Here is a 25719-nt window from a genome sequence, read left to right on the forward strand (position 1 = left end):
CACCGCGCCGCTACCCGCGGCGCGCCTTGTCACCCGCTGGGTCTGTTGACGCGGCTCCTGACGCGCCGCTACCCGCGGCGCGCCTCGTCGCCCGCTGGGTCTGTTGACGCGGCTCCTCACCGCGCCGCTACCCGCGGCGCGCCTTGTCGCCCGCTAACCTCACCGTGTGAGCCGGGTCCTGCTGGTAACCAACGACTTTCCTCCGCGGCGCGGAGGCATCCAGTCCTACCTCGGCGAGTTTGTCGACCGGCTGGTCGACTCCGGATCGCACAGCATCACGGTATACGCACCAAAGTGGAAGGGCGCCGAGGCTTTTGACGATGCCGCGGCCTCAGCCGGCTACCACGTGGTGCGCCATCCCACCACGCTGATGCTGCCGGTCCCGACCGTCGATACCCGGATGCGCCGGTTGATCGCGGAGAATCACATCGACACCGTCTGGTTCGGCGCGGCCGCCCCACTGGCCTTGCTGGCTCCCCGCGCCCGGCAGGCCGGCGCCACACGAGTGCTGGCCAGCACCCACGGCCACGAAGTCGGGTGGTCGATGCTGCCGGTCGCACGGTCGGTGCTACGCAGCATCGGCGATCACACCGACGTCGTCACCTTCGTCAGCCGCTACACCCGGTCGAGGTTCGCGCCGGCGTTCGGGCCCAAAGCCGCCCTGGAATACCTGCCCCCTGGCGTGGACAGCGACCGCTTCCGCCCTGATCCGGCCGCCCGCGCCGAACTGCGTCAGCGCTACCGCCTCGGCGAGCGGCCCACGGTGGTCTGTCTCTCCCGTCTGGTACCCCGCAAAGGCCAGGACATGCTGATCAAAGCCCTGCCGGCGATTCGCCGGCGCGTTGACGGCGCAGCGCTGGTCATCGTCGGCGGCGGCCCCTACCTCGAGACGTTGCGCACCCTGGCGCGCGACTGCGAGGTCGAAGACCACGTCACCTTCACCGGCGGCGTACCCGGTGACGAACTACCCGCCCACCACGCCATGGCCGACGTCTTCGCCATGCCGTGCCGCACTCGTGGCGCCGGCATGGACGTCGAGGGTCTGGGCATCGTCTTCCTGGAAGCCTCGGCGACGGGAGTCCCGGTGGTGGCCGGTGATTCGGGTGGGGCTCCGGAAGCCGTGCAGCACAACAAAACCGGGCTGGTGATCGACGGCCACTCCCTCGACGAGATCGGCGAGGCCGTCACCGAACTGCTGACCGATCGCGATCGCGCGGCCGCGATGGGCGCCGCCGGCCGCGAGTGGGTGCGAACGCAGTGGCGCTGGGACACGCTGGCCACCCGGCTGGAGACGCTGCTGGAGGGTGGCTAACCGGAGGCCGGCGTGACGACAGGTCAGTCCTTCGAGTAGATGGCCTCGATGTCGGAGGCGAACTTCTCGGCGACCACGTTGCGCTTGACCTTCATCGTCGGCGTCAGTTCACCGGTGTCCTCGGTGAAGTCGACGGGCAGGATGCGGAACTTGCGGATCGACTCGGCGTGGGAGACCTGCTGATTGGCCTGCTTGACCGCCGCATCCACCTCGGCGACCAGATCCGGGTCGGTGGCCAGATCGCCGACGCTCGCCGCAGCGGCCTTGTGGTGATGGTGCTTCCAGCCTTCGAACGCCTCGGGGTCGATGGTGATCAGCGCGCCGATGAACGGTTTGGCATCCCCGACGACCATCGCCTGGCTGATCAGCGGGTGGGCCCGCAGCTGATCTTCGAGCACCGCCGGGGCGACGTTCTTGCCACCGGCGGTGACGATCAGCTCCTTTTTGCGGCCGGTGATACTGACGAATCCGTCTTCGTCGACGGCGCCGAGATCGCCGGTGCGGAACCAGCCGTCGGTGAACGCTTCGGCGGTGGCCTGCTCGTTGCGCCAGTAGCCGGTGAACACCACGCCGCCGCGCACCAACAGTTCCTTGTCTTCGGCGATGCGCAGGCTGTTCCCCGGCACCAGTTTGCCCACGGTGCCGATCTTGAGGGCGTTGATCTGGTTCACGGTGATCGCCGCACTGGTCTCGGTGAGCCCATACCCCTCGTAGATCGTCACCCCCACGCCGCGGTAGAAGTGTCCCAGCCGCGCGCCCAGCGGTGCCCCACCGGAGACCGCGGAGTGGCATTCACCGCCCAGCGCCGCGCGCAATTTTCCGTAGACCAGCCGGTCGAACAGTGCGTGCTTGGCGCGCAACACTATTCCGGGCTTGCCGCTGTCCTGCGCGCGGCTCCAGTCAACCGCCGTCTGCGCGGCTGCCTTGAAGATCGGGCCTTTGCCGTCATTGGCGGCGTTCTGCTCGGCGGTGTTGTAGACCTTCTCAAACACTCGCGGAACAGACACCACCACCGTCGGCTTGAACTCGGCCAGCAACGGCAGCAGGTTCTTGATGTCGCTGGTGAATCCGACCGTCACTTTGCTGGTGAAGGCCGCCAAGGTCAGCGCCCGGGCCAGCACGTGGGCCAGCGGCAGGAAAACCAGCAGTCGTTGGCCCTCGCACAACAGCGTCGGCAGACACTCACCGGTGCCGCGGATCTCGTGGAGCAGATTCGAATGGGTCAACTGGCAGCCCTTGGGACGTCCCGTGGTGCCCGAGGTGTAGATGAGCGTCGCCGGGTCGTCGGCCTGCAGCGCCTGCTGCCGCGCTGTCAGTTCGGCCGCGTCGACCGCGGCGCCAGCCTCCACCAACTGGTCCAGCGCCTTGGGGCCCGAACCGTTGATGTGCAGCACCCGGCGCAAGGCCGGCAGTTCGCCGGTGAGCTCGGTGACGATCGCCGCGTGCGCATCAGTCTCGGCGAACGCCAGCACCGCTTCGGAGTCCTGCAGCACCCAGCGCACCTGCTCGGCCGACGACGTCTCGTAGATCGGCACGGTCACCGCACCCACCGACAGAATCGCCAGATCCAGGATCGCCCATTCGTAGCAGGTGGCGGAGAAAATCGAGACGCGGTCGCCGGCTTCCACGCCCATCGAGATCAAACCCAGTGCCGCCGAACGGATTTGTTCAGCGGCCTCGGCGCAGGTGACGTCCGTCCAGGCCCCGTCCACCTGGCGCCGGTAGATCACGTAGTCGGGATCGTTGCGCTCGTGCTCGTACACCACGGCCGCGACGTTGTCGTGGTCGTAGACGGAAAAGCGGGCGGGGACACTGTACTGACGCACTCTCATTACCTCGCTTGACCTCGGGGGGCGCTGGTCGCCGGCGACTTGCTGATGCCCAGCCTATCGGGGACATTCGCGCAGGATGGCGACGGCCGGTAGGCGTTCGGAGCGATTGCCGGAAGGTCCCGGGGCTGCGCCGGTCCCGCTCGGGCGGGTATGTGAAGCTGAGGCGATGAACAGCATCCAGATCGCCGACGAAACGTACGTCGCCGCAGCCGGCGCACTGGTCGGAGCCGCGATTGCGGATCGGTCCAAGTGGAGCCGGTGGTGGCCCGACCTGAAGCTGCAGGTCACCGAGGACCGCGCCGAGAAGGGCATCCGGTGGGCGGTGAGCGGCCCGCTCACCGGCACGATGGAAGTCTGGCTGGAGCCGTCGATGGACGGGGTGATACTGCATTACTTCCTGCATGCGGAACCGACCGGCGTATCTCCGTCGGAGCTGGCCAAGCTCAATCTGGCCAAGATGACCCATCGCAGACGCGTGGCGGGCAAGAACATGGCGTTCGAGGTGAAAACGACCCTGGAACAGTCACGTCCCGTGGGGAGTTCTCCGGTAGTTTAACCGGGTCAGATCGGCATCAAGATTGCCGAGAGAGAGAGTACCGTTTCTGCCGGGAGATTCGGGGGCACTCCCGCAATTGACCGGGGCCGACCGGGAAAGGGAAGCAGCCAAGTGGCGGACAAGACCAACCAGACGATCTACATCGACGCGGACCCAGCCGAGGTGATGAAGGCGATCGCCGAAATCGAGTCCTACCCGGACTGGATCAACGAATATAAGGAAGTCGAAGTCCTCGAGGCCACCGACGACGGCTACCCCAAGAAGGCCCGCATGTTGATGGACGCGGGGATCTTCAAAGACACCCTGATCATGAACTACCAGTGGCCCGACGACCGTAAGTCGCTGAGCTGGACCCTGGAATCCAGCTCGTTGCTGAAGTCACTTGAAGGCTCCTACATCCTGAACCCCAAGGGTTCCGGCACCGACGTCACGTACGAACTGGCGGTAGACCTCGCAGTTCCAATGATCGGGATGCTCAAGCGCAAGGCCGAACGCAGGCTGATCGACGGCGCATTGAAGGATCTGAAGAAAAGAGTCGAGGGCTGAGTGATTCCGTCCCGCCTACTCCGGCCCGGATCAGCCTGTTCGTCGGTAAGGGCGGGGTAGGGAAGTCCACCCTGGCGTCCGCGACCGCGGTTGGTGATGCCAGCGGTGGACTGCGCGTGCTATTGGTGTCCACCGACCAGGCCCATTCCCTGGGCGACGTTCTGGGCATTCCGGTTCCGCCGACCGGTCAAGGCGAACCCGTCCGGGTGCACGCCGACGACTCCGACGCCGGCGGTGGCCTCATCGACGCCCTGGCGCTGGACACCTTGGCCCTGCTCGAGGACCGCTGGCGCGAAGTAGTGGGCGCGCTGGACGCGCGGTTCTCCGAGTCTGAACTGAATCGCATTGCACCCGAGGAACTTTCGGCGTTGCCCGGCATTCAGGAGGTCCTCGGGCTGCACGCCGTTGGTGAGCTTGCGATGTCGGGCCGATGGGATCGCATCATCGTCGACTGTGCCTCGACAGCGGACGCGTTGCGGATGTTGACCCTGCCGGCCACTTTCGGGCTGTATGTGGAACGCGCCTGGCCGCGGCACCGGCGGCTCAGTTTCGGCGCCGACGACCCCCGCTCGGCCGCGTTGGTGAATCTGCTGGAACGCACCAGCGCCGGGGTGGAACGGCTCAGCACCCTGCTCACCGACGGCGACCTGGTCAGGGCTCATCTGGTGCTCACCCCGGAACGGGTGGTGGCCGCCGAAGCGGCGCGCACGCTCGGGTCGTTGGCGCTGATGGGAGTGCGTGTCGAGGAGCTGCTGGTCAACCAGGTCCTGGTGCGCGATGAAACCTACGAGTACAGCAGCCTGCCCGACCATCCGGCGTTCTACTGGTATGCCGAACGGATCGCCGAGCAACGCGCGGTGCTGGAAGAACTCGACGCCACGATCGGCGATGTCGCACTGGTGCTGGTGCCGCACCAGGCGGGGGAGCCGATCGGGCCGAAGGCACTGGGCGGGCTGCTCGACAGCGCACGCCGGCGCCGCGGTGCGGACCCGCCCGGGCCGCTGCATCCGGTCGTCGACCTGGAATCCGGAACCGGTCTGGAATCGGTGTACCGGATGCGGTTGTCGTTGCCCCAACTTGACGCCCGATCGCTGGCCCTGGGCAGGTCCGATGACGACCTGATCATCAGCGCCGGCGGTGTGCGCCGCCGGGTTCGGTTAGCCTCTGTGCTGCGCAGGTGTACGGTGCTGGACGCGCATCTGCGGGGCACCGAATTGACCGTTCGTTTTCAACCCGATCCGGAGGTATGGCCGAAGTGAGTGGGGCTCATACCGACCTCGGTCCCGAGCTGCGCAAGCTTGCCCAGGCGATCCTGGACGGGATCGATCCGGCCGTGCGCGCGGCGGCCGCCCTGACCTCGGGCGGCGCCCCCGGCAAGTGTCAGCAGGTGTGGTGCCCGGTGTGTGCGCTGGCCGCGGCGGTCAGCGGCGAGCAGCACCCGTTGGTGACGGTCATCGCCAATCACAGTGTCGCGCTGCTGGAAGTGATCCAGGCCATTGTCGACGACATCGACCGCTCGGCGGTACCGGCACAGGCCGAGGCACCCGAAGCCGGGTCGGCCGCCGAGCGCCCGACCAACGGCGAGGGCACCAAGAAGACGGGCTACCAGCCGATCCCGGTTACGCTTCAGGAGTGAGCGGGCACCCGGCCCGGGCTCGCGAGGTGGTCGCAACCACCGCGGGTGAGTACAGTTGGCCCAGACACCAACGGGTGTGGGCGAGAGGGAGGGCCAATGTGGTACTACCTGTTTAAGTACGTCCTCCTGGGTCCGTTGCTGTCCTTGATCGGCCGCCCGAAAGTGGAAGGGCTGCACCACGTTCCGAGCTCCGGTCCGGCGATTCTGGCGAGCAACCACTTGGCGGTGATGGACAGTTTCTTCCTGCCACTGGTCGTGCGGCGCCGGATCACCTTCCTGGCCAAGTCCGAGTACTTCACCGGCACCGGGATCAAAGGTTGGTTCAACCGCTGGTTCTACACCGCCGTCGGCCAGGTGCCGATCGACCGAACCGACTCCGAAGCCGCACAGGCCGCTCTGCAGACCGCCGAGCAGGTGCTGGGTCAGGGCAAATTACTCGGCATGTATCCCGAAGGCACCCGCTCGCCGGACGGACGGCTCTACAAGGGCAAGACAGGCCTGGCGCGACTCGCCCTGCAGACGGGCGTTCCGGTGATCCCGGTGGCGATGATCGGCACTGATGTGGTGAACCCACCCGGCACGACACGACTGCGGTTCGGCCGGGTCACGGTCCGCTTCGGCAAGCCGATGGACTTCTCCCGCTTCGACGGCCTGGCCGGGAACCACTTCATCGAACGCGCCGTCATCGATGAGGTCATGTACGAGCTGATGGGCTTATCCGGCCAGGAATACGTCGACATCTACGCCGCCAGCGTCAAGGACGGCACCGCCGCGGACGGCGACACCGAGGCTGCCAAACCGGAGTCGTCGGTTGCGTCGCGGATTCCCGAGACCGCGGTCGGCTGAAGGACTGAAGCGCTAAGCCGCCGCGACCGGGGTTCGTTCCCGGGGCGCCGAGCGCGTGGGCGCAATGGCCGCGGTGACCGTGAGGCCGGCGACGACGATGACGGCCAGGGCCCACCAGACGTAGGACATCCCCACTAGCTGGCGCCACCAGTTGGCCGTCGTCTCGTGGTGCTTGGGCAGCAGGTCGATTGGCGACCAGTGCATCAATGCCAGCCCCGCGACGGTGACGACGCCCAGCGCGATGTTGCGGCGACGCCAGGCCAGGACCCCGGTCACCAGTACCGCGGGCAGCATCCAGACCCAGTGATGCGACCACGACACCGGGGAAACCACCAGCCCGAACAGCGCGACGCAGATGACGGCCAGCGTCGGTTCGCCGGCTTTGAGCACGCGGCGCATCGCCCAGACCGTCGCAGCCAGCACCAGCAGGCAGGCCAGCACCCAGAGCGGAAAACGCTCGTGTTGATCGAGCCCCAGCCGGGCCAGCGAGCCCGCGATGTTCTGGTCGGTGTTCAGCGCCGCCTCGCCGATGCGGTCGGTGTGCTGCAGCGTTTCCGTCCAGTACTCGCACGAGTCTCGCCAGGCGAGCGCGAAGCCCAGCACCGTCGCGCCCGCGAACGTCGCCAGCGACGTCAGCGCGGCCCGGTTGTCCCGCCGCAGCAGGAAATACAGCAGGAACACCGCCGGGGTCAGCTTGAGCGCGATACCCAAACCGAGCAGCAGGCCGCGTGGCCAGGGGGTCCGGCGGGGGAAGCAGTCGGCGATCACCAATGTCATCAGCACGGCGTTGATCTGGCCGAAGGCGAAATTCGATGCGATCGGTTCCAGCCAGATCGACGCCGGAGCGACGATCACGACCGCCAGCCAGGCGCGGCGCAGCCATGCGGGCCCGGGCAGGAGGGCCGATTCGGCCCACACGTCGAGGCGGGTCAGCACGATCGTGGTCGACACCAACAGCACCACCAGCGTCAGCGCGGTGATCACCACGCTGGCGACGGGCATCCCCATCCAGGCGAACGGGCTGAACGCGATGGCGGCCAGCGGGGGATAGGTGAACGGGAGGTCCACGATGGGTGTGTGGAACATCACGTTGCCGTGGTAGAGCGGCCGGCCGTCCAGCCAGGCCTGGCCGCCCATCTGATACACGTCGATATCGATGCGGTAAGGAATGTGGCCGAATAACTGCCAGCACGTGTACGTCAATGCAAGGCCGGCAAGCAGCCAGAGCAGGCACCATAGCGAAACCCGCCCGAGTCGACTGCCCACCCCGGGCGACCGCCATTTACTCATGTCGAAGACAGCCTAACGGGTATTTCGGCTTGTCTGGCCCGTGCAGCGCGGCTTGCCGGAACCACGCTCGGGTCCGGCGTAGCTTTTTTGAGGTGCACCACTGGCTGCAGCACGACATCATCGACCGCGGTCGGCTCCCGCTCCTGTGTTGTCTGGTCGCCTTCATTCTCACCTTCTTCGTCACGCGGTCCTGCGTCCGCTTCATCCGCCATCGGGCCGACCGCGACCGGCCGGCCCGATGGTGGCAGCCGCGCAATATCCATGTCGGAACCGTGCACATCCACCACGTGGCGTTCGGTGTGGTGCTGGTCATGCTGTCCGGCCTCACCCTGGTGACGCTGGCGGTCAATGGCCAAGAACCCCAACTGACCCTGGCGGCAATACTTTTCGGTGTGGGCGCGGCGCTGGTGCTGGACGAGTACGCGCTGATCCTGCACCTGTCCGATGTGTACTGGGAAGAAGACGGCCGCAGCTCGGTGGATGCCGTGTTCGCCGCGGTCGCGGTGGCCGGGCTGTTGATGCTGGGTTTGCATCCGCTGATGTTCGTGCTGCCCATCCGCTACGACGGCGACTGGCTGACACTGCAGAGCACGCTTGCCGCGGCGCTGGTGTTCACCCTGCCGCTGGCGGTGATCGTGCTCCTCAAGGGCAAGGTGTGGACCGGGCTACTCGGCATGTTCATTGTGGTGTTGCTCATCATCGGGGCGGTCCGGCTGTCGCGCCCGCACGCCCCGTGGGCGCGGTGGCGCTACACCGCCCGGCCGGCGAAGATGCGGCGCGCGCTGCAGCGCGAACGCCGGTGGCGACGGCCGGTGGTGCAGGCGAAGCTCTGGCTACAGGGCGCGATCGCCGGAACTCCGCGGCTGCCCGACGAGCGCACCGTCGACGCGCAACTGGACCTCGAGGTGCACCCCGCACCGCCGCCCGACACCGGGCCCATCCTGATCGGTGGGTAACTGCCGCAACCGCGAGCAGACGCGAACTCGCACTGCGGCGCGCCGCAGCGTGCGAGTTCGCGTCTGCTCGCGCAGCTGAGGCGAACTAAGCTGCGGCGGTGCGGTACTTCTACGACACCGAATTCATTGAGGACGGCCGCACCATCGAGCTGATCTCGATAGGGGTGGTCGCCGAAGACGGCCGGGAGTATTACGCCGTTTCCTCGGAATTCGATCCCGGACGAGCGGGCACCTGGGTGCGGTCCCACGTGCTGCCGAAGCTTCCGTCACCGTCGTCCCAGCTGTGGCGCTCGCGCCGGCGGATCCGCGCTGACCTGGAGCAATTCCTGGGTGTCAACGGCTCTGAGCCCATCGAACTGTGGGCCTGGCTGGGGGCCTACGACCACGTGGTCCTGTGTCAGCTGTGGGGCACGATGCCCAATCTGCCCAGGGCGATCCCGCGGTTCACCCGGGAGCTGCGCCAACTGTGGGAGGACCGGGGATCCCCGCGGCTGCCGCCCAGATCTGCGGACGCACACGACGCGCTGGTCGACGCGCGGGATCAGCTGCGCCGCTTCCAGATTATCGCCGCCAGCGACGATGTGGGCCAGCGGCGTTCGCCCTGATCAGCCACGAACGGCCACAGCTACCATGGACCGATGAACTGGACCGTCGACATTCCGATCGACCAGCTGCCGCCGCTGCCTCCGCTGCCTGCCGACCTGCGGGCGCAGCTGGACGCGGCGCTGGCCAAGCCGGCCGCCCAGCAGCCGAGTTGGGACCCCGATCAAGCGGCGGCGATGCGCAAGGTGCTGGAAAGCGTGCCGCCGGTGACGGTGCCGTCGGAGATCGTCCGGCTGCAGGAACAGCTCGCGCAGGTGGCCCGGGGAGAGGCATTTCTGCTGCAGGGCGGTGACTGCGCGGAGACGTTCACCGACAACACCGAACCCCACATCCGCGGCAACATCCGGACACTGCTGCAGATGGCCGTGGTGCTCACCTACGGCGCCAGCATGCCGGTGGTCAAGGTGGCCCGTATCGCCGGCCAGTACGCCAAGCCACGGTCGGCCGACATCGACGCGCTGGGCCTGAAGTCCTACCGCGGCGACATGATCAACGGCTTCGCTCCCGACGCCGCGGTTCGTGCGCACGACCCGTCACGACTGGTGCGGGCCTACGCCAACGCCAGCGCCGCCATGAACCTGGTGCGGGCGCTGACGTCGTCGGGTTTCTCCTCACTGCACCTGGCGCACGACTGGAACCGCGAGTTCGTGCGCACGTCACCGGCCGGTGCGCGGTACGAGGCGCTGGCCTCCGAAATAGACCGTGCGCTGCGCTTCATGAGCGCCTGCGGGGTGGCCGACCGCAACCTGCAGACCGCCGAGATCTACGCCAGCCACGAGGCGCTGGTGCTCGACTACGAGCGCTCCATGCTGCGGCTTTCAGACGTGCAGGACGGCGAACCGCAGCTCTACGACCTCTCGGCACACACCGTGTGGATCGGCGAGCGGACCCGCCAGCTCGACGGCGCTCACCTGGCGTTCGCCGAGGTGATCGCCAACCCGATCGGCGTCAAGATCGGACCGACCATGACCCCCGAGCTGGCCGTCGAATACGTCGAGCGCCTGGACCCGCACAACAAGCCGGGCCGGCTGACCCTGGTGAGCCGGCTGGGGAACAACAAGGTGCGCGACGTGCTGCCGCCGATCATCGAGAAGGTCCAGGCCACCGGCCACCAGGTGATCTGGCAGTGCGACCCCATGCACGGCAACACCCACGAGTCCTCGACGGGCTACAAGACCCGCCACTTCGACCGCATTGTCGACGAGGTGCAGGGCTTCTTCGAGGTGCACCGCGCGCTGGGCACCCACCCGGGCGGCATCCACGTAGAGATCACCGGCGAGAACGTCACGGAATGCCTTGGTGGGGCACAGGACATCTCGGACAACGATCTGGCGGGGCGTTACGAGACCGCGTGCGACCCGCGGCTGAACACCCAGCAGTCACTGGAGCTGGCCTTCCTGGTCGCGGAGATGCTGCGCGACTAGCCCGACCAGAACTAGAGCAGCGTGCTCAGGTGGACGCCGATCGTCCAGGCGGCGGTCGCCACCAATCCGGTCAGCGTCAACACCACGGCCACCCAGATCAGCACCATGCGGCGGCCGTGCTGGCGCGCCCAGACGAATTCGTCCATCGGGATGCCGGCGAATTCCCCTGCGTCAGGACCAAATTCGGCCTCGTCCAGCTCGTCGAAGTCGTAGTCGTCGGGCAGCGCCGGGGCAGCGGGAGCGGCCTCCCCGGGTTCTCGGGTGAACTGACGGGTCGGGTGGGGAGCCGGAGACGGGGCCGGGCGCTGCGTCATGCGGCTGTGCTCCAGCGCGCGGTGCTGTGCTGAGTTGCGGGGCGCTGGAACCCGGAAGTCGGGCAACCCCAGCTCCTCGACGATCGATTCCAGATCGGCCGCCATCTCGATCGCGTCGGCGTACCGCTGCGCCGGGTCACGAGCGGTCGCGCAGGCCACGAATTCGTCGAATTGTCTTGGCACGCCATCAATTACCGCGCTCGGTGGCGGTACATCGTTGTCCAGGCGCTGATAGGCGACCGACAGCGCGGTATCGCCGCTGAATGGTGTCTGCCCGGTCAGCAGTTCGTAGGTGAGAATCCCGGCTGAGTAGACGTCGCTACGTGGACCGGCGTTGCCGTCGCGGACCTGCTCGGGCGACAGGTAGGCCGCGGTGCCCAGAATGACGCTGCTGGATGTGATTCCGGCGGCCGCCACGGCGCGCACCAGGCCGAAGTCGGCGATCTTGACCTCGCAGTCATCGGAGATCAGCACGTTCTCCGGCTTGACGTCGCGGTGGACCAGCCCGGCCCGGTGCGCGGCGGCCAGCCCGCCCAGTACCGGGCGCAGCACCGCCGCGACCGCGTGCGGCGGCATCGGACCCCGCTCGGTCAACAGCTCGCGCAGGGTGCCGCCCTCCACCAGCTCCATCACCAGAAACGGGTGCCGGCCGTCCTGTCCCTGGTCGTAGACCGCGACCAGGCCCGGGTTCTTCAGCCGCGCGACGGTGCGCGCCTCGAGCTGGAAGCGGTGCAGGAACTGCTGATCACCGGCGTAACGGGAGTCCATCACTTTCAGTGCCACAGGGCGGTCAAGGCGCGTGTCCAATCCCCGATAGACCGTCGAGGTGCCACCGCTGCCGATCTTCGCCTGCACCAGATACCGGCCATCCAGTAAGGCGTTGTCCAACGGGTCCCCTCCAACCACGTGGGCCATCGTAGGTGGACGGCGCAATTCGACAGCACAACGCGCACACTTGACCGTCCGGCAAGTTCTAGACTGACGTCGTGGGCAGTATCCCGGCCGGCGATGATGTTCTGGATCCCGACGAGCCAACCTACGACCTGTCCCGGGTCGCCGAACTGCTCGGCATACCGGTGAGCAAGGTCCTGCAGCAACTGCGCGAAGGCCACCTGGTCGCAGTTCGGCGGGCCGGCGGCGTGGTGGTTCCGCAGGTGTTCTTCACCAATACCGGGCAGGTGGTCAAGAGCCTGCCGGGCTTGTTGACGATCCTGCATGACGGCGGCTATCACGACACCGAGATCGTGCGGTGGCTGTTCACCCCAGATCCGTCGTTGACCGTCACCCGTGACGGCTCGCGCGACGCGCTGAATAACGCCCGCCCGGTTGACGCGCTGCATGCCCACCAGGCCCGCGAGGTGGTACGGCGCGCCCAGGCGATGGCGTACTGATCAGGGCGCACCGATCCTGATCAGGGGGTGCTGACCGGGACCTGTTCCTGGCTCGGCTCCGGCTCGCGGTACAGCGAGTGCCAGGCCAGCACCGCGAACGCGGTCGCGAGCCCCACGTGCAGCCAGGAGTACATCCCGTGGGACCCGTCCGGCTTGAAGATCACCATGATCCACGTCGAGAATCCCGCGATCGCCGCCATCGCCCGACGCGACTGGGCCAGTGGGGCCACCACCGCCAGCGGCCAGGAGTAGTACCACGGCAACGCCGCAGGCACGAACAACACGACTACCAGCATCACGCCGAAGATGCCCAGCAGCGCGTCCCGGTCGTCGCGGCGGAAGCGCCACCAGAGCAACGGCAGCGACACCAGGATGACCAGGATCCCGATCAGCCGGGCGATCCGCAGCAGGGTGTAGAACTGCACGGCGAAGAAGCCGCTGCTGAAGGCGTGGATGAGGTTCGCCGCGGCCGTCGGGATGGTCAGCCAGTTGATGATTTTCACCGAGCCGGCCAGCGCGGTCAGCCAGCCGAGTCCCACCCCGGCCACCAGTGACAGCACCGCGAACCCGATGACACAGATCGCCAGCGAGGCCAGCACCGCCGTCAGGAACGCCCGCACGGGCCGCCAGCCGCGATCCTCACGCAGGTGGCGCATCCATACCCAGCACAGGAACGGCAGCGCCAGCCCCGCGGTGGCTTTCACCGCAATCGCGATGGTGAGCAGCGTGATCCCTGCGACATGGTGGCGTTGCAGAGTCAGCGCGATGCCGGCGGCCATCAGACCGACCATCAACATCTCGTTGTGCACCCCGCCCATCAGATGGATGAGCACCAGCGGGTTGAGCACGCAGATCCACAGTGCTTTGGCGCCGTCGGTACCCACGTGATGCGCCAGTCGGGGAGCGGCCCAGATCAACAGCGCCAACCCGGGCAGCATGCACAGTCGCAGCAGCATCGTGCCGGCCACGACGTTGTTGCCGACGATCATCGTGACCACTTTGGCTATCAGGATGAAGGCCGGCCCGTAGGGCGCAGTGGTGATGGTCCAGATGGGGGAGACGTCGTCCAGCAGCGAATTGTTGTTGCCCACCGGGCCGACCGCATACGGGTCCAGGCCGTCCCGCAGCAGTGCGCCCTGCGCCAGGTAGGAGTAGGTGTCGCGACTGAACACCGGCACCGACAGCAGCAGGGGCAACAGCCAGAACGCTGTGGTGGCCCGCATGGTGAATTCGGTGGTCGCACCGGCCAGGCACCGCCGGCCCAGCCGCAGCCAGGCGATCAGCATCAGGCCGACCCCGATCCACAGCAGGATGGAGGACAACACCAGGCCGTGCCCAAAACGCATCCAGGACAGATGAATCGACTCCAGCAACGGATCGTGCTGACGAGTGCTGCCGGCACCAAGGCCGCCGGTGGTGATGAGCACCGACCCCAGAAAACCCAGTCGGGCCGGCGCGCCCTCGGCGGCGGTTGCGAACACGCGCAGCCGGGAAAGGCGTTGCGGATAGGTCTGTTTCGCCGTGGCTGAGGTCGGGGCTGCCATGGGTCAGGCGGTCCGCTCGGTGGCCAGGCGGGCCAGTTCGGACAGTCCGGCCTTGGCGGTCGCGCTGATCGGCGCCGCCGCCAGCGTCGCCAACGCCCGCCGGGTGAGATCGGTGATCCTGTTCTCCGCGGCGGCCAGAGCGCCCAGATCCTCGATGACCGTGCGCAGTTCGCGCACCTGGGCATCGGTCAGTTCGGTACCCACCGAAGTGCGCAACAGGTCGGCCGCCACCGGGTCTGACTCGTCGGCCAGTTGAGTGGCCTCGGCCAGCAGCACGGTGCGCTTGCCGGAGCGCAGGTCGTCGCCGGACGGCTTGCCCGTCACCGCGGGGTCGCCGAACACGCCCAGCACGTCGTCGCGGAGCTGGAATGCCACCCCGAGGTCGGTGCCGAATTGCTGGAAGGCCGCCATCACGTCGGGCCGGTCGGCCGCGGCGGCAGCTCCCAGTTGCAGGGGTCGCGACACCGTGTAGGAGGCGGTCTTATAGGTGGCGACGGTCATTGCCGCCGCGACCGACTCGGCGGCCGACGCCGGGGTCGAAGCCTCGGCGACGATGTCGAGGAACTGGCCGCCGAGCACCTCGGTCCGGATATCGGACCAGACGCGCTCGACCCGCTGCCGGGCCGGCGGGCACAAACTCGCCCGCACAATCACGTCGTTCGCCCAGGCGTGCGCGATGTCGCCGAGCAGGATGGCCGCCGACACACCGAACTGCTCTGGGGCGCCGCGCCACTCCCGGTCGCGATGCAGGGCCGCGAAATGCATGTGAGCGGTCGGCTTGCCGCGTCGCGTCGCGGAGGCGTCGATGACGTCGTCGTGGATCAGCGCGAAGGCGTGCAGCAGCTCCAGTGCGGCGAACAGCAGTAGCGCGTCCTCGTCGGGCGCCTCGCTGCTCACCGCGTCCCAGCCCCAGTAGGCGAAGACCGGTCGCATCCGCTTGCCGCCGCTGAGCACGAAGTCCTCGAGCCAGGCGGTCAATGCCGCATAATCGGCGCCGAGAAAGGCGGATTCGACGCGGCGTTCGTGCACGTACCGGCGCAGCTGATCGGTGATGGCTCCGGCCACCTGGACGGCCGCCGATGCTTCCAGGCTCACCGGAGGTGCCCCTTTCTGCTCGGCGTGCTTCTGGCCCGACAGTGTATGCCGCCCGCCAGTCGGTGGCCCGTCGGCAGCCCCCAGCGCTGCGGTCGCCGCACCGGCCGCCCCTATGCTGTCGTGGTGGCCCGACACGGGGGGTCGGAGTTCTCACACAAGGAAGAGGAGCCGAGTGACGCTCAACACCATCGCGCTGGAGCTGGTGCCGCCGAACGTGGACGGGGGTCAGGAGAAGGCGGCAGAAGACGCGCAGAAAGTGGTGCGGTACTCGGCTGAATCGGGGCTCGACGGCCGCATCCGGCACGTCATGATCCCCGGCATGATCGCCGAGGACGACGATCGTCCGGTGCCGATGAAGCCCAAGCTGGACGTCCTGGACTTCTGGTCGATCATCAGGCCGCAGCTACCCGGCATGCGGGGACTGTGCACCCAGGTCACCGCGTTCATGGACGAGGCATCCCTCGGCCGGCGCCTTCACGAGCTGACCGACGCCGGCATGGAGGGCGTGGTGTTCGTCGGGGTGCCGCGCACGATGAACGACGGTGAGGGCTCCGGTGTCGCACCGACCGACGCGCTGTCGATCTACCGCGACGCGGTGGCCAACCGCGGGGTGATCGTGATCCCCACCCGGGAAGGCGAGCACGGCCGGTTCAACTTCAAATGCAACCAGGGCGCCACCTACGGCATGACCCAGCTGCTGTATTCCGACGCGATCGTCGATTTTCTGGCCGAGTTCGCCAAGGAGACCGATCACCGGCCGGAGATTTTGTTGTCCTTCGGTTTCGTGCCCAAGATGGAGAGCCGCGTCGGCCTGATCAACTGGCTGATTCAGGACCCCGGAAACGAAGCGGTGGCCGGAGAGCAGGAGTTCGTCAAGCAGTTGGCCGGCAGCGAACCCGAGCAGAAGCGCCGGATGCTGGTGGACCTGTACAAACGGGTGGTCGACGGGGTGGCCGAACTCGGTTTTCCGCTCAGCATCCACTTCGAGGCCACCTACGGCGTTTCCGGTCCCGCGTTCGAGACGTTCGCCGAAATGCTCGCCTACTGGGCGCCCGACCGGGCTTAGCCAATGTCGCGACCCGCAGCGACCGGCTACGCCGCTCTTGCGATCGCGATTAACCGATTGTCGCGACCCGCAGCGACCGGCTACGCCGCTCTTGCGATCGCGATTAACCGATTGTCGCGACCCGCAGCGACCGGCTACGCCGCTCTTGCGATCGCGATTAACCGGACGTCGTCTTGTCGCCCGAAGCCGTGAAACGCGGTGATCGGTCCCGGCTGACCCAGGCCAGCAACGCCACCACACCGGCGGCGGCGAACGACGCGATGCCCAGCCAGATCCCCGCCCCCGTGAACGAACGGGTGTTGGGGTCGGTGTAGCGGGCCTGCGCGGTCATCGTGCTGACCACGCCCGGTTTGAGCTTCCACTGGACCACTTCGGGCTCGATCCGGTCGCCGTTCGTCGAGGTCACCGTGCCGGGAAAGGCGACGGTCAGCTCCACGTCGGCATCCGGATCGGTCAGCGAGGTCAGGTCGGCCCGGCCCTCCAGGATCACCAGGTTCCCGTTGCGGCGAAGTGACAGGTTGACACCCGCGGCGTCGGGATTCATATGGGCCAGTTGTGGCAACTCGGCGAAGGTCAGGTCGGAGAAGACGGCCTGGGAACCCACATAGCCGTCGCTGTCGTAGTTGGACACGGCGACCTTCTGGCTGAAGGGCAGGTTGGTGTCGAGCTGCGGCCCGGTGTCCTTGTTGTTCTTGGGTTTTGCCGCGGCGATGATCTCTCCGGACACCTTGTCGTCGGGCGAGATCGTCAGTGACGCGCGCACGCGCAGGCAGCCGGTGGCCAGCGGCACCAGCATCAGCAGCATCAGAATGGCCAGCACGCGGCGCCGCCGTGCAGTGAACAATCCGCGGGCTGGAAGCGGGGGTGAGCTGGCTCGCACCAGGTCATCGTGCCAGACCCGGTGCAACGCCCGGGCGAGCCGTCCGGTTAGAGCGGCAGTGCGCGGCCCAGAATCGCGAAGGCCCGCGGATCGCCGGTGAAGTAGTAGCTGCGGATGACGTCGGTGAAACCGAGCCGCCGGTACAGTCGCCAGGCCCGGTTGGCCTCGCCGTTGTTCTCCGGAGTGGAGAGCAGGACGTTGTTCTCGTCACGCCCGGCAAGCAGACGGCGGGCCAGCGCCTCGCCGAGGCCCCGCCCCTGGGCGCGCGGGTGGATGTGCAACTCGGTCAGCTCGAAATAGCTGTTCATCAGCCGGTCAATGGCGTGCGGTGGAAAGCCGCTGCGCTGCAGCCCCAGGACGACCTGCTGTTGCCACCACTGGCCGGGTGCGCCGGGGTAGCCGTAGGCGATGCCGACGAGCGGCGCGGAGCGCAGCTCGGCCTCCGAGCCGGGGCCGGCGGCGTCATCGGCGACTTCGACGGCGGCGACCGCCTTCCAGCCGCGCCGCCGGGTGTGCTCCAGCCACATGCCGGCGCGCTGATTCTCCGTGCCCCTCGGGTAACGCATGGCGTCGACATAGACCCGCAAAGCGTCGCCGAGGCGCCGCTCCATTTCTTTGGCCGGCAAATCGATGAGGAATGTCGCCAACTTGCGGTGTCCTTTTCATCGTCTGCGGGTGAGCTCCGGGTGGTTCCAGTATCGGACGCTGCGTTCGGGAAGCCACGACTGGGCGCAGGACGCCTGTGTGACGGGTTGCACCATCATCTGATTGCGGCCGATCACGTCGCACTCTCGCTGCCGGGATAGAATCGCCTGCGAACCAGTGGTACGGCGCAGATTGACCTCGTATCATTGTGGTTAATTGCCCTAACAAGGGCAGGGCGCGTGCTACCGGTGGTTACGTGACAGTGTGTCGGCAAGGAGGGACGAATGCCACTCTCCGATCATGAGCAGCGAATGCTCGATCAGATCGAGAGCGCTCTCTATGCCGAGGATCCCAAGTTCGCGTCCAGTGTGCGCGGCGGCGGTTTCCGGGCGCCGACCGCGCGTCGTCGCCTGCAGGGCACGGCGTTGTTCGCCGTCGGTCTGGGCATGCTGGTTTCCGGCGTGGCATTCAAAGCCACGATGATCGGAAGTTTCCCGATTCTGAGCGTGCTCGGTTTCGTCGTGATGTTCGGCGGCGTCGTGTACGCGGTCACCGGCAAGCGGCTGTCCGGCAGGCCGGACCACGGCGGCCCGGCTGCCGGCTCATCGCGGCAGCGTCGCTCCAAGGGTGCGGGCGGCTCCTTCACCAGTCGCATGGAGGACCGCTTCCGTCGGCGCTTCGACGAGTAGGTCGACCGCAATAGCTTCATGACGGGGTAGCCCCACCGGGCTGCCCCGTTTTTGTATGCGCGCTGGTATGCGCGCGCCCCCTGGCCGTGGGGGAGTGAACGCGCCTGCACCGGGGTTGGGCGGACCGTCTGGGCGCGGTCCATGCAACCGTCGCAGACCGGGCCGCCGCGACACGCCATCCACGCCGCCTGAAGCCATCTCGTGCCCCACTTGTAGCGCAGTTGTGTCCAATCCGCCCCACTGCGCCCCACCACCACCCCGAGACGCCAAAAATGGTCTGCGACATGGAATTTCGCTTATATCACCCGGTGGCCGGCGGGCCTCAACATGGCAGGCGGGTGAGCATGGTGTGGGAAAACGCCGCTCCGTGACGCGCGCAGGGGGCATTTATGGGGCGAAGTGGGGGGTTGTGGGGTATGGTGGCCGAAGTGTTTGGGTGAGAAGCAAGTTGGAGGTGCCGCAGTGTTTCTCGGCACCTACACGCCCAAGCTCGACGACAAGGGGCGGCTCACGCTGCCGGCCAAGTTTCGCGACGCACTGGCGGGAGGGTTGATGGTCACCAAGAGCCAAGACCACAGCCTCGCTGTGTACCCGCGGGCGGAGTTCGAACTGCTGGCACGGCGGGCGAGCAAGGCGCCGCGCAGCAACCCGGAGGCGCGGGCATTCCTGCGCAACCTCGCCGCCGGCACCGACGAGCAGCATCCCGACGCGCAAGGGCGGATCACGCTGTCGGCCGACCACCGCCGCTATGCGGGTCTGTCCAAGGATTGCGTGGTGATCGGCGCGGTCGATTACCTCGAGATCTGGGATGCGCAGGCCTGGAGCAACTATCAGCAAATTCACGAAGAGAACTTCTCCGCGGCCAGCGATGAAGCACTCGGCGACATCTTCTGAGGTGCATGCCTGTGCACCGTGGTCTCTGCCCGAACCGACCCTGGCGTACTTCCCCAACGCCAGGTGCGTCTCGGACAGGGGCCTCGGTGCGCCGGCGCCACGGCGTGTAGGCCTGACCCGGGGAGGTGTCGCAGTGGGTGACTCCAGTTCCGGCGCAGGAGATTTCGGGCATGTCCCGGTCATGGCCCAGCGTTGCGTCGAGCTGCTCGCTCCGGCGCTGACCCGCCATCACTCCGACGGATCGGAGGCCGTGCTCGTCGACGCCACGCTCGGCGCGGGCGGGCACGCGGAACGCTTTCTCACCGACCTGCCGGGCCTGCGGCTGATCGGACTCGACCGTGACCCGACCGCCTTGGACATCGCCCGCGAACGGCTGGCGCCGTTTGGCGATCGGGTCACCCTGGTGCACACGCGGTACGACGGCATCGCCGCTGCGCTCGACGAATGCGGTTACGGCACAGTGGAATCGGTCGACGGAATCCTGTTTGACCTCGGAGTGTCGTCGATGCAACTCGACCGCGCCGAGCGTGGCTTCGCCTACGCCAAAGACGCCCCACTGGACATGCGGATGGACCCGTCCTCGCCGCTGACGGCGGCAGACATCGTCAACACCTACAGCGAGGCGGAGCTGGCCGACATTCTGCACCGCTACGGCGAGGAGCGGTTCGCGCGGCGCATCGCCGCGCAGATCGTCCGCCGCCGCGCCCGCACCCCGTTCACCTCCACCGCCGAGCTGGTGGCCCTGCTCTACGAAGCGATCCCGGCGCCGGCCCGGCGCACCGGCGGGCACCCGGCCAAGCGGACGTTCCAAGCGCTTCGGGTAGCCGTCAACGACGAACTGGAGTCGCTGCGCACGGCCCTCCCCGCCGCGCTGGACGCCCTCGTCGTAGCCGGTCGCATCGTGGTGATGGCCTACCAGTCCCTGGAGGACCGGATCGTCAAGCGTCTGTTCGCCGACGCGACCGCATCCCGCACGCCGCCGGGCCTGCCGGTCGAACTTCCCGGCCACGGACCGCTGTTCCGGTCGTTGACTCACGGAGCGGAAAAAGCCGACGCGGCCGAGGTGGACCGCAACCCGCGCAGTGCCCCGGTGCGAGTGCGGGCCCTGCAACGAATCGAGCACGCGAGGGGGAACGCACAGGCATGAGCACAAAGCGTGAGGCGACGAAACGCCGCGAGAGCGAGCGTCGCGGCCGGCGCGGCGGTGCCGCTCGTCCGGGCACGGTGGACTCATCTGCGCGCCGGGGTCGCGGACGCTCCGGAAAACCGCAGGCACCCAGTCGTGAGGCGCGCGTGCCGCGTTCGGGTCCGCAGACCAGCCCGATGGCCCGGCCCGTCGACCGGCCGGCCCGCCCGAAGAACACCAGTCAGGCCAAGGCGCGCGCGAAGGCCCGGAAAGCCAAGGCCCCCAAAGTTATCCGGCCCAAGCTTACGGAGCGGCTGGCAACCAGGCTGAGCGAGATCGACCTCCGGCCGCACACGCTGTTGAGCCGGGTGCCGTTTGTCGTGCTGGTCATCGGTGCGCTCGGCGTCGGTTTGGGTTTGACGCTGTGGTTGTCCACCGATGCCGCCGAGCGTTCCTACAAGCTGAGCGACGCACGCGAGCGGACCCGCATGCTGCAACAGCAGAAAGAGGCGCTCGAACGCGATGTGCGGGAGGCGGAGTCGGCGCCAGCCCTGGCGGAGGCCGCCCGCAAGCAGGGCATGATCCCCACCCGGGACACCGCCCACCTGGTCCAGGCTCCCGACGGCAACTGGGTGGTGGTTGGGACGCCCAAGCCGGCCGACGGGGTTCAGCCGCCCCCGCTGAACGCCAAACTGCCCGACGACGGGCCACCGGCGCCGCCGAAGCCGGCGGTGACCCCGCCGGAGGTGGCGGTGCGGGTGCTGCCGGCTCCCGGCGACCCTGCGCAGCCTGGTCGGCCCGGCCCGGAGGTGTTGTTGCGGGGGCCCGACGGTTCGTCGACATTGCCAGGTCAGGTACCCGCCGTGCCGGGTCAGCTGCCCACGATGCCGGGTCAGCTGCCGACGCCCGCCGGTCAGGTCCCTGCGGTGCCGGGTCAGCTGCCGACGCCTGCCGGTCAGGTCCCGACGGTGCCGGGTCAGGTCCCGACGCCCGCCGGTCAGGTCCCGACGGTGCCGGGTCAGCTGCCGATGGTGCCGGGGCAGGTGCCGACGGTGCCGGGTCAGCTCCCCACCATGCCGGGCCAGGCCGCGACCGTGCCCGGTCAGGTGCCGACCGCGCCCGGCCAGCTGGACGTGCATGGGCCGCTGTTGTCCTTCCCCGATCAGGTGCCGGCGCAGCTACCTCCGCCCCTGCCACCGGCGGCGGTGCCCAATCCCTTACGCAATGCACCCCCGGCTCCGGGCGTATCGCCGCCCCCGCCCGCTAACACCGAGCAATCCGTTCCCGTCGCGCCGCCCGCGGCGCCCGCGGTCCCGGGAACACCGAGATGAGTCGCGGCGAGCCGAGGCGCGATCGCGGTCCCCGTCGGCCGCGTGAAGACCAGGGGCCGGCCAAGCGCCGCAGCAACCGTTCGGCCACCGAGGTTCCGGGATCCAAGCGAATCCGGAAACCTAAGGAGACCAACAAGTCCCGTGCCACCGCGCGACCGGAGACGGGACACCCGGCGACACAGCGGCGCACCCGGCAGGCGGTGGAAGTAGCCAGCCGCGGTGCGTCGTTCGTCTTCCGGCACCGGGCGGGTAATGCGGTCATCCTCGTGCTGATGCTGGTGGCCGTGACGCAGCTGTTTTACCTCCAGGTGTCCAACGCCGCCCAACTCAACGCACAGGCGGCCGGCCAGCTCAAGGTCACCGACGTCGAACGTGCCATTCGCGGCGCCATCATCGACCGCCACAACGACCGCCTCGCGTTCACCATCGAGGCGCGCGCACTGACCTTCCAGCCCAAGCGGATTCGCCAGCAGCTCGAGGACGCCAGGAAGAAGATCCCGAGCGCTCCCGACCCGGACCAGCGGCTCAAGGACATGGCCAAGGATGTCGCGGGCAAGCTGAACAACAAGCCCGACGCCGCCACCCTGCTCAAGAAGCTGCAGAGCAACGAATCGTTCGTATACCTGGCCCGTAATGTCGAACCGGCTGTCGCCCATGCAATTTCGGCGAAATACCCCGAGGTCGGCTCCGAACGTCAGGACCTGCGGCAGTACCCTGGCGGTTCACTGGCGGCCAACATCGTCGGCGGCATCGACTGGGACGGCCACGGGTTGCTGGGCCTCGAAGATTCCCTGGACGCCATGCTGGCCGGCACCGACGGTTCGGTCACCTACGACCGCGGCTCGGACGGCGTCGTGATACCCGGCAGCTACCGCAACCGGCACAAGGCCGTGCATGGTTCCACGATTCAGCTCACCCTCGACGACGACATCCAGTTCTACGTCCAGCAGCAGGTGCAGCAGGCCAAGAACGTGTCGGGAGCTCACACCGTTTCAGCGGTGGTGCTCGACGCCAAGACCGGCGAAGTGCTGGCCATGGCCAACGACAACACCTTCGACCCGTCGCAGGACATCGGGCGGCAAGGCGACCGGCAACTGGGCAACCTGCCGGTGTCCTCACCGTTCGAGCCGGGATCGGTCAACAAGATCATCACCGCGTCGTCGGTCATCGAATACAACCTGTCCAACCCTGACGAGGTGTTGCAGGTACCCGGCACCATCTCGATGGGCGGTGTCACCGTGCACGACGCGTGGGAGCACGGCGTGATGCCGTACACCACCACCGGGGTGTTCGGGAAGTCCTCGAATGTCGGCACCCTGATGCTGGCGCAGCGAGTGGGCCCGGAGCGCTTCTACGACATGGTCCGCAAGTTCGGGCTGGGCCAGCGCACCGGCGTCGGCCTGCCCGGTGAAAGCGCCGGCCTGGTGCCGCCGATCGACCAGTGGTCGGGCAGCACCTTCTCCAACCTCCCTATCGGACAGGGCGTTTCGATGACGCTGCTGCAGATGGCGGGCATGTACCAGGCCATCGCCAATGACGGGGTGCGGATTCCGCCGCGAATCCTCAAGGCCACCATCGCCGCCGACGGTTCGCGCACCGAGGAGCCGCGTCCGGAAGGCGTCCGGGTGGTGTCGGCGCAGACCGCCCAGACGGTGCGTCAGATGCTGCGTGCGGTCGTGCAGCAGGATCCGATGGGTTACCAGCAGGGCACCGGTCCCGCGGCCGCCGTGCCGGGTTACCAGATGGCCGGCAAAACCGGTACCGCGCAACAGATCAACCCCGGCTGTGGCTGCTACTTCGACGACGTCTACTGGATCACCTTCGCCGGCATGGCCACCGTCGACAATCCGCGCTATGTCATCGGCATCATGATGGACAACCCGCAACGCAACGCCGACGGCACTCCGGGTCACTCGGCGGCGCCGCTGTTCCACAACATCGCGGGCTGGCTGATGCAGCGCGAGAACGTGCCGCTGTCACCGGATCCGGGACCGCCGCTGACGCTGCAGGCGATGTAAGGCGTCTGCCCTTTCGCCATCGACAGGTGGATGAGGCGGGAGCCGGCCCACAACCGGCGGCGCCCGCCCGCACCGATTATTGCGCGATGCAGTGCGTGATGCTTCCAGCCGCGCGGCGTGCATCAGCCGAAACCCGGACCTGCGCGCGGCCACTGGGCACCGCGTAGCTCGCCCAGAGAAAATCTACGCCGCCGTCGCGGGCAATCTACGCGGTATGGCCGATGCGCTCAGCTCCGCAAGGTCACATACTCAATTCAGCGTTGATTGACACGAATACTACGGTCGGCGGTCCCCGAAGCGGGCGCCTTCCCGGTACTCACGGTTTGCGCGCGTCCTGCGCCAAGCCAGATTGACACGCGCGTCGGGCCGGCGCGGGGCCCACGAGCGTTCAGACATGCGGCGCAGCCGCTGCCACCCCGGTGCATGGTCACAGCGAAGTGGCTGTGCGCCGCGGGTCCCTTTGTGAATCACCAAGCGAGCTTTGCTCATTCGCCGTGCATTCGTGCGTCAGAGCGGATGACCCATTGGTCCGACGACAGCGAGCCGAGCCGAGGAGGTCTAGTCGATGAAAAGCCGCCGCCCGATCGACGGCATGCAGTTGGTGACCGACCAGGTCGCCTCGGCAAGCCCTGGGTTGATACGTGAGCTGCTGTCGACGTTCATTCACACCTTGCTGAGCGCGGACGCCGACGCGGTGTGCAGCGCCGACTACCGTCAACGCAGTCGAGGCCGGGCCAATAGCCGCAACGGCTATCGGCGCCGCAATCTGGCAACTCGCGCCGGCAAGATCGAGCTCGCCATCCCCAAATTGCGCTTCGGCAGCTACTTTCCGTATTGGCTCCTGGGGCCGCGCGAGCGCGCTGAGGGCGTGCTCACCAATATGGCGATCACCTGTTATCTGTTGGGCGTGTCCAGGCATCGGGTGGCGACGCTGGTCGAATCGCTCGGCATCACCGGCCTGTCTGCATCGCAGGTATCGGCAATGGCCGATCGACTGGAGCAGTCCGTGGACGCCCTTCGCAACAAGGCCCTGGACGGCGGCCCGCACCGGTTTGTCGCCGTCGATGCCTTGACGCTGAGCGTGCAGCGGCACGGCCGAATCTGCCACGTGCAGTTGCTGATCGCCACCGGTCTGAATGCGAACGGCTGCAGCGAGATCCTCGGGGCTTACATGTGCTCCGCCGACGACACCGAACGCTGGCTGACTTTCTTTCGGAACCTCTGTGCCCGCGGCTTGTCCGGAGTCGCTCTGGTTACCGGTCACTACGATGCCGACCTGATCACCGCGATCGAGGCCATGCTGCCGGGAGCGACCTGGCAGCGCTGCACTACGCACTACATCACCGAGCTGATGGCGGTCACTCCTACCAGCTGCTGGTCAAAGGTCCGCAAGCTGGTGAAGTCGATCCTCGACCAGCCGGACGCCGACTCCGTTGCGGCCCAATATGATCGAGTCTTCGAGATCTTGAGCGAGGCGCTGCCCGAAGCGGCCAGGCACTTCGAGGCGGCCCGTGACGAGCTGCTGGGCTACACCGCATTTCCCGATCAGCTCTGGCGTCAAATCTGGCTGAACAACCCTTGCGCTTTGCGGCGCTGCAACACCCATTTGTGACGCCGCGGGCACGCCCTTGACCCTGGTCGGGAACCTGCGCGGCCGGAGAACTACCGAACTGGCGCGGTGCCGTCCCGGCTAGAGGCGGATGGTGCAGATGTGCATGCGCGGTG

24 protein-coding genes are annotated in these 25719 nt (G+C 67.5%); 17 read left to right on the forward strand and 7 right to left on the reverse strand.

Annotation, left to right across the window (positions count from 1 at the left end; all coding sequences use genetic code 11):
• Positions 1–166: 166 nt before the first annotated feature.
• Entirely contained in the window at positions 167–1312 is a 1146-nt protein-coding gene (pimB, locus tag QXK92_RS02135) for a GDP-mannose-dependent alpha-(1-6)-phosphatidylinositol monomannoside mannosyltransferase (RefSeq protein WP_306240025.1), read from the forward strand.
• 23 nt (positions 1313–1335) lie between these two features.
• Here the strand turns inward: pimB and QXK92_RS02140 are convergent, their stop codons facing one another.
• A complete protein-coding gene (locus QXK92_RS02140) occupies positions 1336–3138 on the reverse strand; it encodes a long-chain fatty acid--CoA ligase (protein ID WP_306240026.1) in 1803 nt (600 codons plus the stop codon).
• A gap of 172 nt (positions 3139–3310) precedes the next feature.
• On the opposite strand from QXK92_RS02140, the gene QXK92_RS02145 reads away from it, so the two are divergent.
• From QXK92_RS02145 to QXK92_RS02165, 5 genes are all read left to right on the forward strand, one after another.
• A complete protein-coding gene (locus QXK92_RS02145; protein ID WP_306240028.1) occupies positions 3311–3700 on the forward strand; it encodes a polyketide cyclase / dehydrase and lipid transport in 390 nt (129 codons plus the stop codon).
• Positions 3701–3811: 111 nt separating this feature from the next.
• On the forward strand, positions 3812–4246 hold the full coding sequence (locus tag QXK92_RS02150; RefSeq protein WP_306240029.1) for an SRPBCC family protein: 435 nt from the start codon (positions 3812–3814) through the stop codon (positions 4244–4246).
• Positions 4243–5505: an ArsA family ATPase gene (locus QXK92_RS02155; RefSeq protein ID WP_306244119.1), complete on the forward strand. Its 1263-nt coding sequence runs from the start codon at positions 4243–4245 to the stop codon at positions 5503–5505. The genes QXK92_RS02150 and QXK92_RS02155 overlap by 4 nt, the downstream gene beginning before the upstream one ends.
• Positions 5502–5882, forward strand: a complete 381-nt coding sequence (locus QXK92_RS02160; protein ID WP_306240030.1) for a hypothetical protein — start codon at positions 5502–5504, stop codon at positions 5880–5882. The genes QXK92_RS02155 and QXK92_RS02160 overlap by 4 nt, the downstream gene beginning before the upstream one ends.
• A 96-nt stretch (positions 5883–5978) precedes the next feature.
• Entirely contained in the window at positions 5979–6728 is a 750-nt protein-coding gene (locus tag QXK92_RS02165; protein WP_306240031.1) for a 1-acyl-sn-glycerol-3-phosphate acyltransferase, read from the forward strand.
• 12 nt (positions 6729–6740) lie between these two features.
• Here QXK92_RS02165 and QXK92_RS02170 read toward each other — a convergent pair whose 3' ends face one another.
• The gene (locus QXK92_RS02170) at positions 6741–8018 is read right to left on the reverse strand and encodes a glycosyltransferase 87 family protein (RefSeq protein WP_306240032.1); all 1278 of its coding nucleotides are present in this window, start codon (positions 8016–8018) and stop codon (positions 6741–6743) included.
• A 92-nt stretch (positions 8019–8110) separates the two neighbouring features.
• Here QXK92_RS02170 and QXK92_RS02175 point away from each other — a divergent pair, with 92 nt between their 5' ends.
• The 3 genes from QXK92_RS02175 (at position 8111) to QXK92_RS02185 (ending at position 11001) form a co-directional block, all read left to right on the forward strand.
• Positions 8111–8974 carry a hypothetical protein gene (locus QXK92_RS02175; RefSeq protein WP_306240033.1) on the forward strand — a complete coding sequence of 288 codons (864 nt, stop codon included), beginning with the start codon at positions 8111–8113 and terminating at the stop codon, positions 8972–8974.
• Between the two features lie 98 nt (positions 8975–9072).
• A complete protein-coding gene (locus QXK92_RS02180; RefSeq protein ID WP_306240034.1) occupies positions 9073–9579 on the forward strand; it encodes a polyadenylate-specific 3'-exoribonuclease AS in 507 nt (168 codons plus the stop codon).
• 33 nt (positions 9580–9612) lie between these two features.
• Entirely contained in the window at positions 9613–11001 is a 1389-nt protein-coding gene (locus QXK92_RS02185; RefSeq protein WP_306240035.1) for a class II 3-deoxy-7-phosphoheptulonate synthase, read from the forward strand.
• Between the two features lie 11 nt (positions 11002–11012).
• Here the strand turns inward: QXK92_RS02185 and QXK92_RS02190 are convergent, their stop codons facing one another.
• The gene (locus QXK92_RS02190; protein ID WP_306240036.1) at positions 11013–12221 is read right to left on the reverse strand and encodes a protein kinase; all 1209 of its coding nucleotides are present in this window, start codon (positions 12219–12221) and stop codon (positions 11013–11015) included.
• An 80-nt stretch (positions 12222–12301) separates the two neighbouring features.
• On the opposite strand from QXK92_RS02190, the gene QXK92_RS02195 reads away from it, so the two are divergent.
• Positions 12302–12706 (forward strand): Rv2175c family DNA-binding protein, encoded by a 405-nt coding sequence (locus QXK92_RS02195; protein ID WP_306240037.1) that lies wholly within the window; start codon positions 12302–12304, stop codon positions 12704–12706.
• 20 nt (positions 12707–12726) lie between these two features.
• Here the strand turns inward: QXK92_RS02195 and QXK92_RS02200 are convergent, their stop codons facing one another.
• Positions 12727–14250, reverse strand: a complete 1524-nt coding sequence (locus QXK92_RS02200; protein WP_306240038.1) for an alpha-(1->6)-mannopyranosyltransferase A — start codon at positions 14248–14250, stop codon at positions 12727–12729.
• Positions 14251–14253: 3 nt separating this feature from the next.
• On the reverse strand, positions 14254–15315 hold the full coding sequence (gene idsA2 / locus QXK92_RS02205; protein WP_306244121.1) for a bifunctional (2E,6E)-farnesyl/geranyl diphosphate synthase: 1062 nt from the start codon (positions 15313–15315) through the stop codon (positions 14254–14256).
• 202 nt (positions 15316–15517) lie between these two features.
• Between idsA2 and QXK92_RS02210 the strand changes: the two genes are divergently transcribed.
• Entirely contained in the window at positions 15518–16411 is an 894-nt protein-coding gene (locus tag QXK92_RS02210) for a mycobacterial-type methylenetetrahydrofolate reductase (RefSeq protein WP_306240039.1), read from the forward strand.
• Between the two features lie 157 nt (positions 16412–16568).
• On the opposite strand, the gene QXK92_RS02215 is transcribed toward QXK92_RS02210, so the two are convergent.
• Both QXK92_RS02215 and QXK92_RS02220 read right to left on the reverse strand, forming a co-directional pair.
• Positions 16569–17255, reverse strand: coding sequence for a DUF3153 domain-containing protein (locus QXK92_RS02215; protein WP_306244123.1), 687 nt, complete (start codon positions 17253–17255; stop codon positions 16569–16571).
• An 83-nt stretch (positions 17256–17338) separates the two neighbouring features.
• Complete coding sequence (locus QXK92_RS02220; RefSeq protein ID WP_306240040.1) at positions 17339–17938, reverse strand: N-acetyltransferase; 600 nt, start codon at positions 17936–17938, stop codon at positions 17339–17341.
• A gap of 282 nt (positions 17939–18220) precedes the next feature.
• Between QXK92_RS02220 and QXK92_RS02225 the strand changes: the two genes are divergently transcribed.
• The 6 genes from QXK92_RS02225 (at position 18221) to QXK92_RS02250 (ending at position 25606) form a co-directional block, all read left to right on the forward strand.
• Positions 18221–18625: a DUF3040 domain-containing protein gene (locus QXK92_RS02225; RefSeq protein ID WP_306240041.1), complete on the forward strand. Its 405-nt coding sequence runs from the start codon at positions 18221–18223 to the stop codon at positions 18623–18625.
• Positions 18626–19087: 462 nt separating this feature from the next.
• On the forward strand, positions 19088–19519 hold the full coding sequence (mraZ, locus tag QXK92_RS02230; RefSeq protein WP_306240042.1) for a division/cell wall cluster transcriptional repressor MraZ: 432 nt from the start codon (positions 19088–19090) through the stop codon (positions 19517–19519).
• A 1-nt stretch (position 19520) separates the two neighbouring features.
• The gene (gene rsmH / locus QXK92_RS02235) at positions 19521–20666 is read left to right on the forward strand and encodes a 16S rRNA (cytosine(1402)-N(4))-methyltransferase RsmH (RefSeq protein WP_306244125.1); all 1146 of its coding nucleotides are present in this window, start codon (positions 19521–19523) and stop codon (positions 20664–20666) included.
• On the forward strand, positions 20663–21976 hold the full coding sequence (locus tag QXK92_RS02240; RefSeq protein ID WP_306240043.1) for a hypothetical protein: 1314 nt from the start codon (positions 20663–20665) through the stop codon (positions 21974–21976). The genes rsmH and QXK92_RS02240 overlap by 4 nt, the downstream gene beginning before the upstream one ends.
• The gene (locus tag QXK92_RS02245; protein WP_306240044.1) at positions 21973–23994 is read left to right on the forward strand and encodes a penicillin-binding protein 2; all 2022 of its coding nucleotides are present in this window, start codon (positions 21973–21975) and stop codon (positions 23992–23994) included. Before QXK92_RS02240 ends, QXK92_RS02245 begins: the two co-directional genes overlap by 4 nt.
• Before the next feature lie 565 nt (positions 23995–24559).
• Positions 24560–25606 carry an IS256 family transposase gene (locus tag QXK92_RS02250; protein WP_371934258.1) on the forward strand — a complete coding sequence of 349 codons (1047 nt, stop codon included), beginning with the start codon at positions 24560–24562 and terminating at the stop codon, positions 25604–25606.
• Positions 25607–25719 lie beyond the last annotated feature (113 nt).

The organism is Mycobacterium sp. TY815, from assembly GCF_030755135.1.
GTDB lineage: Bacteria > Actinomycetota > Actinomycetes > Mycobacteriales > Mycobacteriaceae > Mycobacterium.

Coding starts and splice junctions, on each gene's coding strand:
- QXK92_RS02145 (WP_306240028.1), top strand. CDS start 3,311: ATGAACAGCATCCAGATCGCCGACGAAACGTACGTCGCCGCAGCCGGC.
- QXK92_RS02225 (WP_306240041.1), top strand. CDS start 18,221: ATGCCACTCTCCGATCATGAGCAGCGAATGCTCGATCAGATCGAGAGC.
- QXK92_RS02170 (WP_306240032.1), bottom strand. CDS start 8,018: ATGAGTAAATGGCGGTCGCCCGGGGTGGGCAGTCGACTCGGGCGGGTT.
- QXK92_RS02200 (WP_306240038.1), bottom strand. CDS start 14,250: ATGGCAGCCCCGACCTCAGCCACGGCGAAACAGACCTATCCGCAACGC.
- QXK92_RS02240 (WP_306240043.1), top strand. CDS start 20,663: ATGAGCACAAAGCGTGAGGCGACGAAACGCCGCGAGAGCGAGCGTCGC.
- QXK92_RS02165 (WP_306240031.1), top strand. CDS start 5,979: ATGTGGTACTACCTGTTTAAGTACGTCCTCCTGGGTCCGTTGCTGTCC.
- QXK92_RS02250 (WP_371934258.1), top strand. CDS start 24,560: ATGAAAAGCCGCCGCCCGATCGACGGCATGCAGTTGGTGACCGACCAG.
- QXK92_RS02245 (WP_306240044.1), top strand. CDS start 21,973: ATGAGTCGCGGCGAGCCGAGGCGCGATCGCGGTCCCCGTCGGCCGCGT.
- QXK92_RS02185 (WP_306240035.1), top strand. CDS start 9,613: ATGAACTGGACCGTCGACATTCCGATCGACCAGCTGCCGCCGCTGCCT.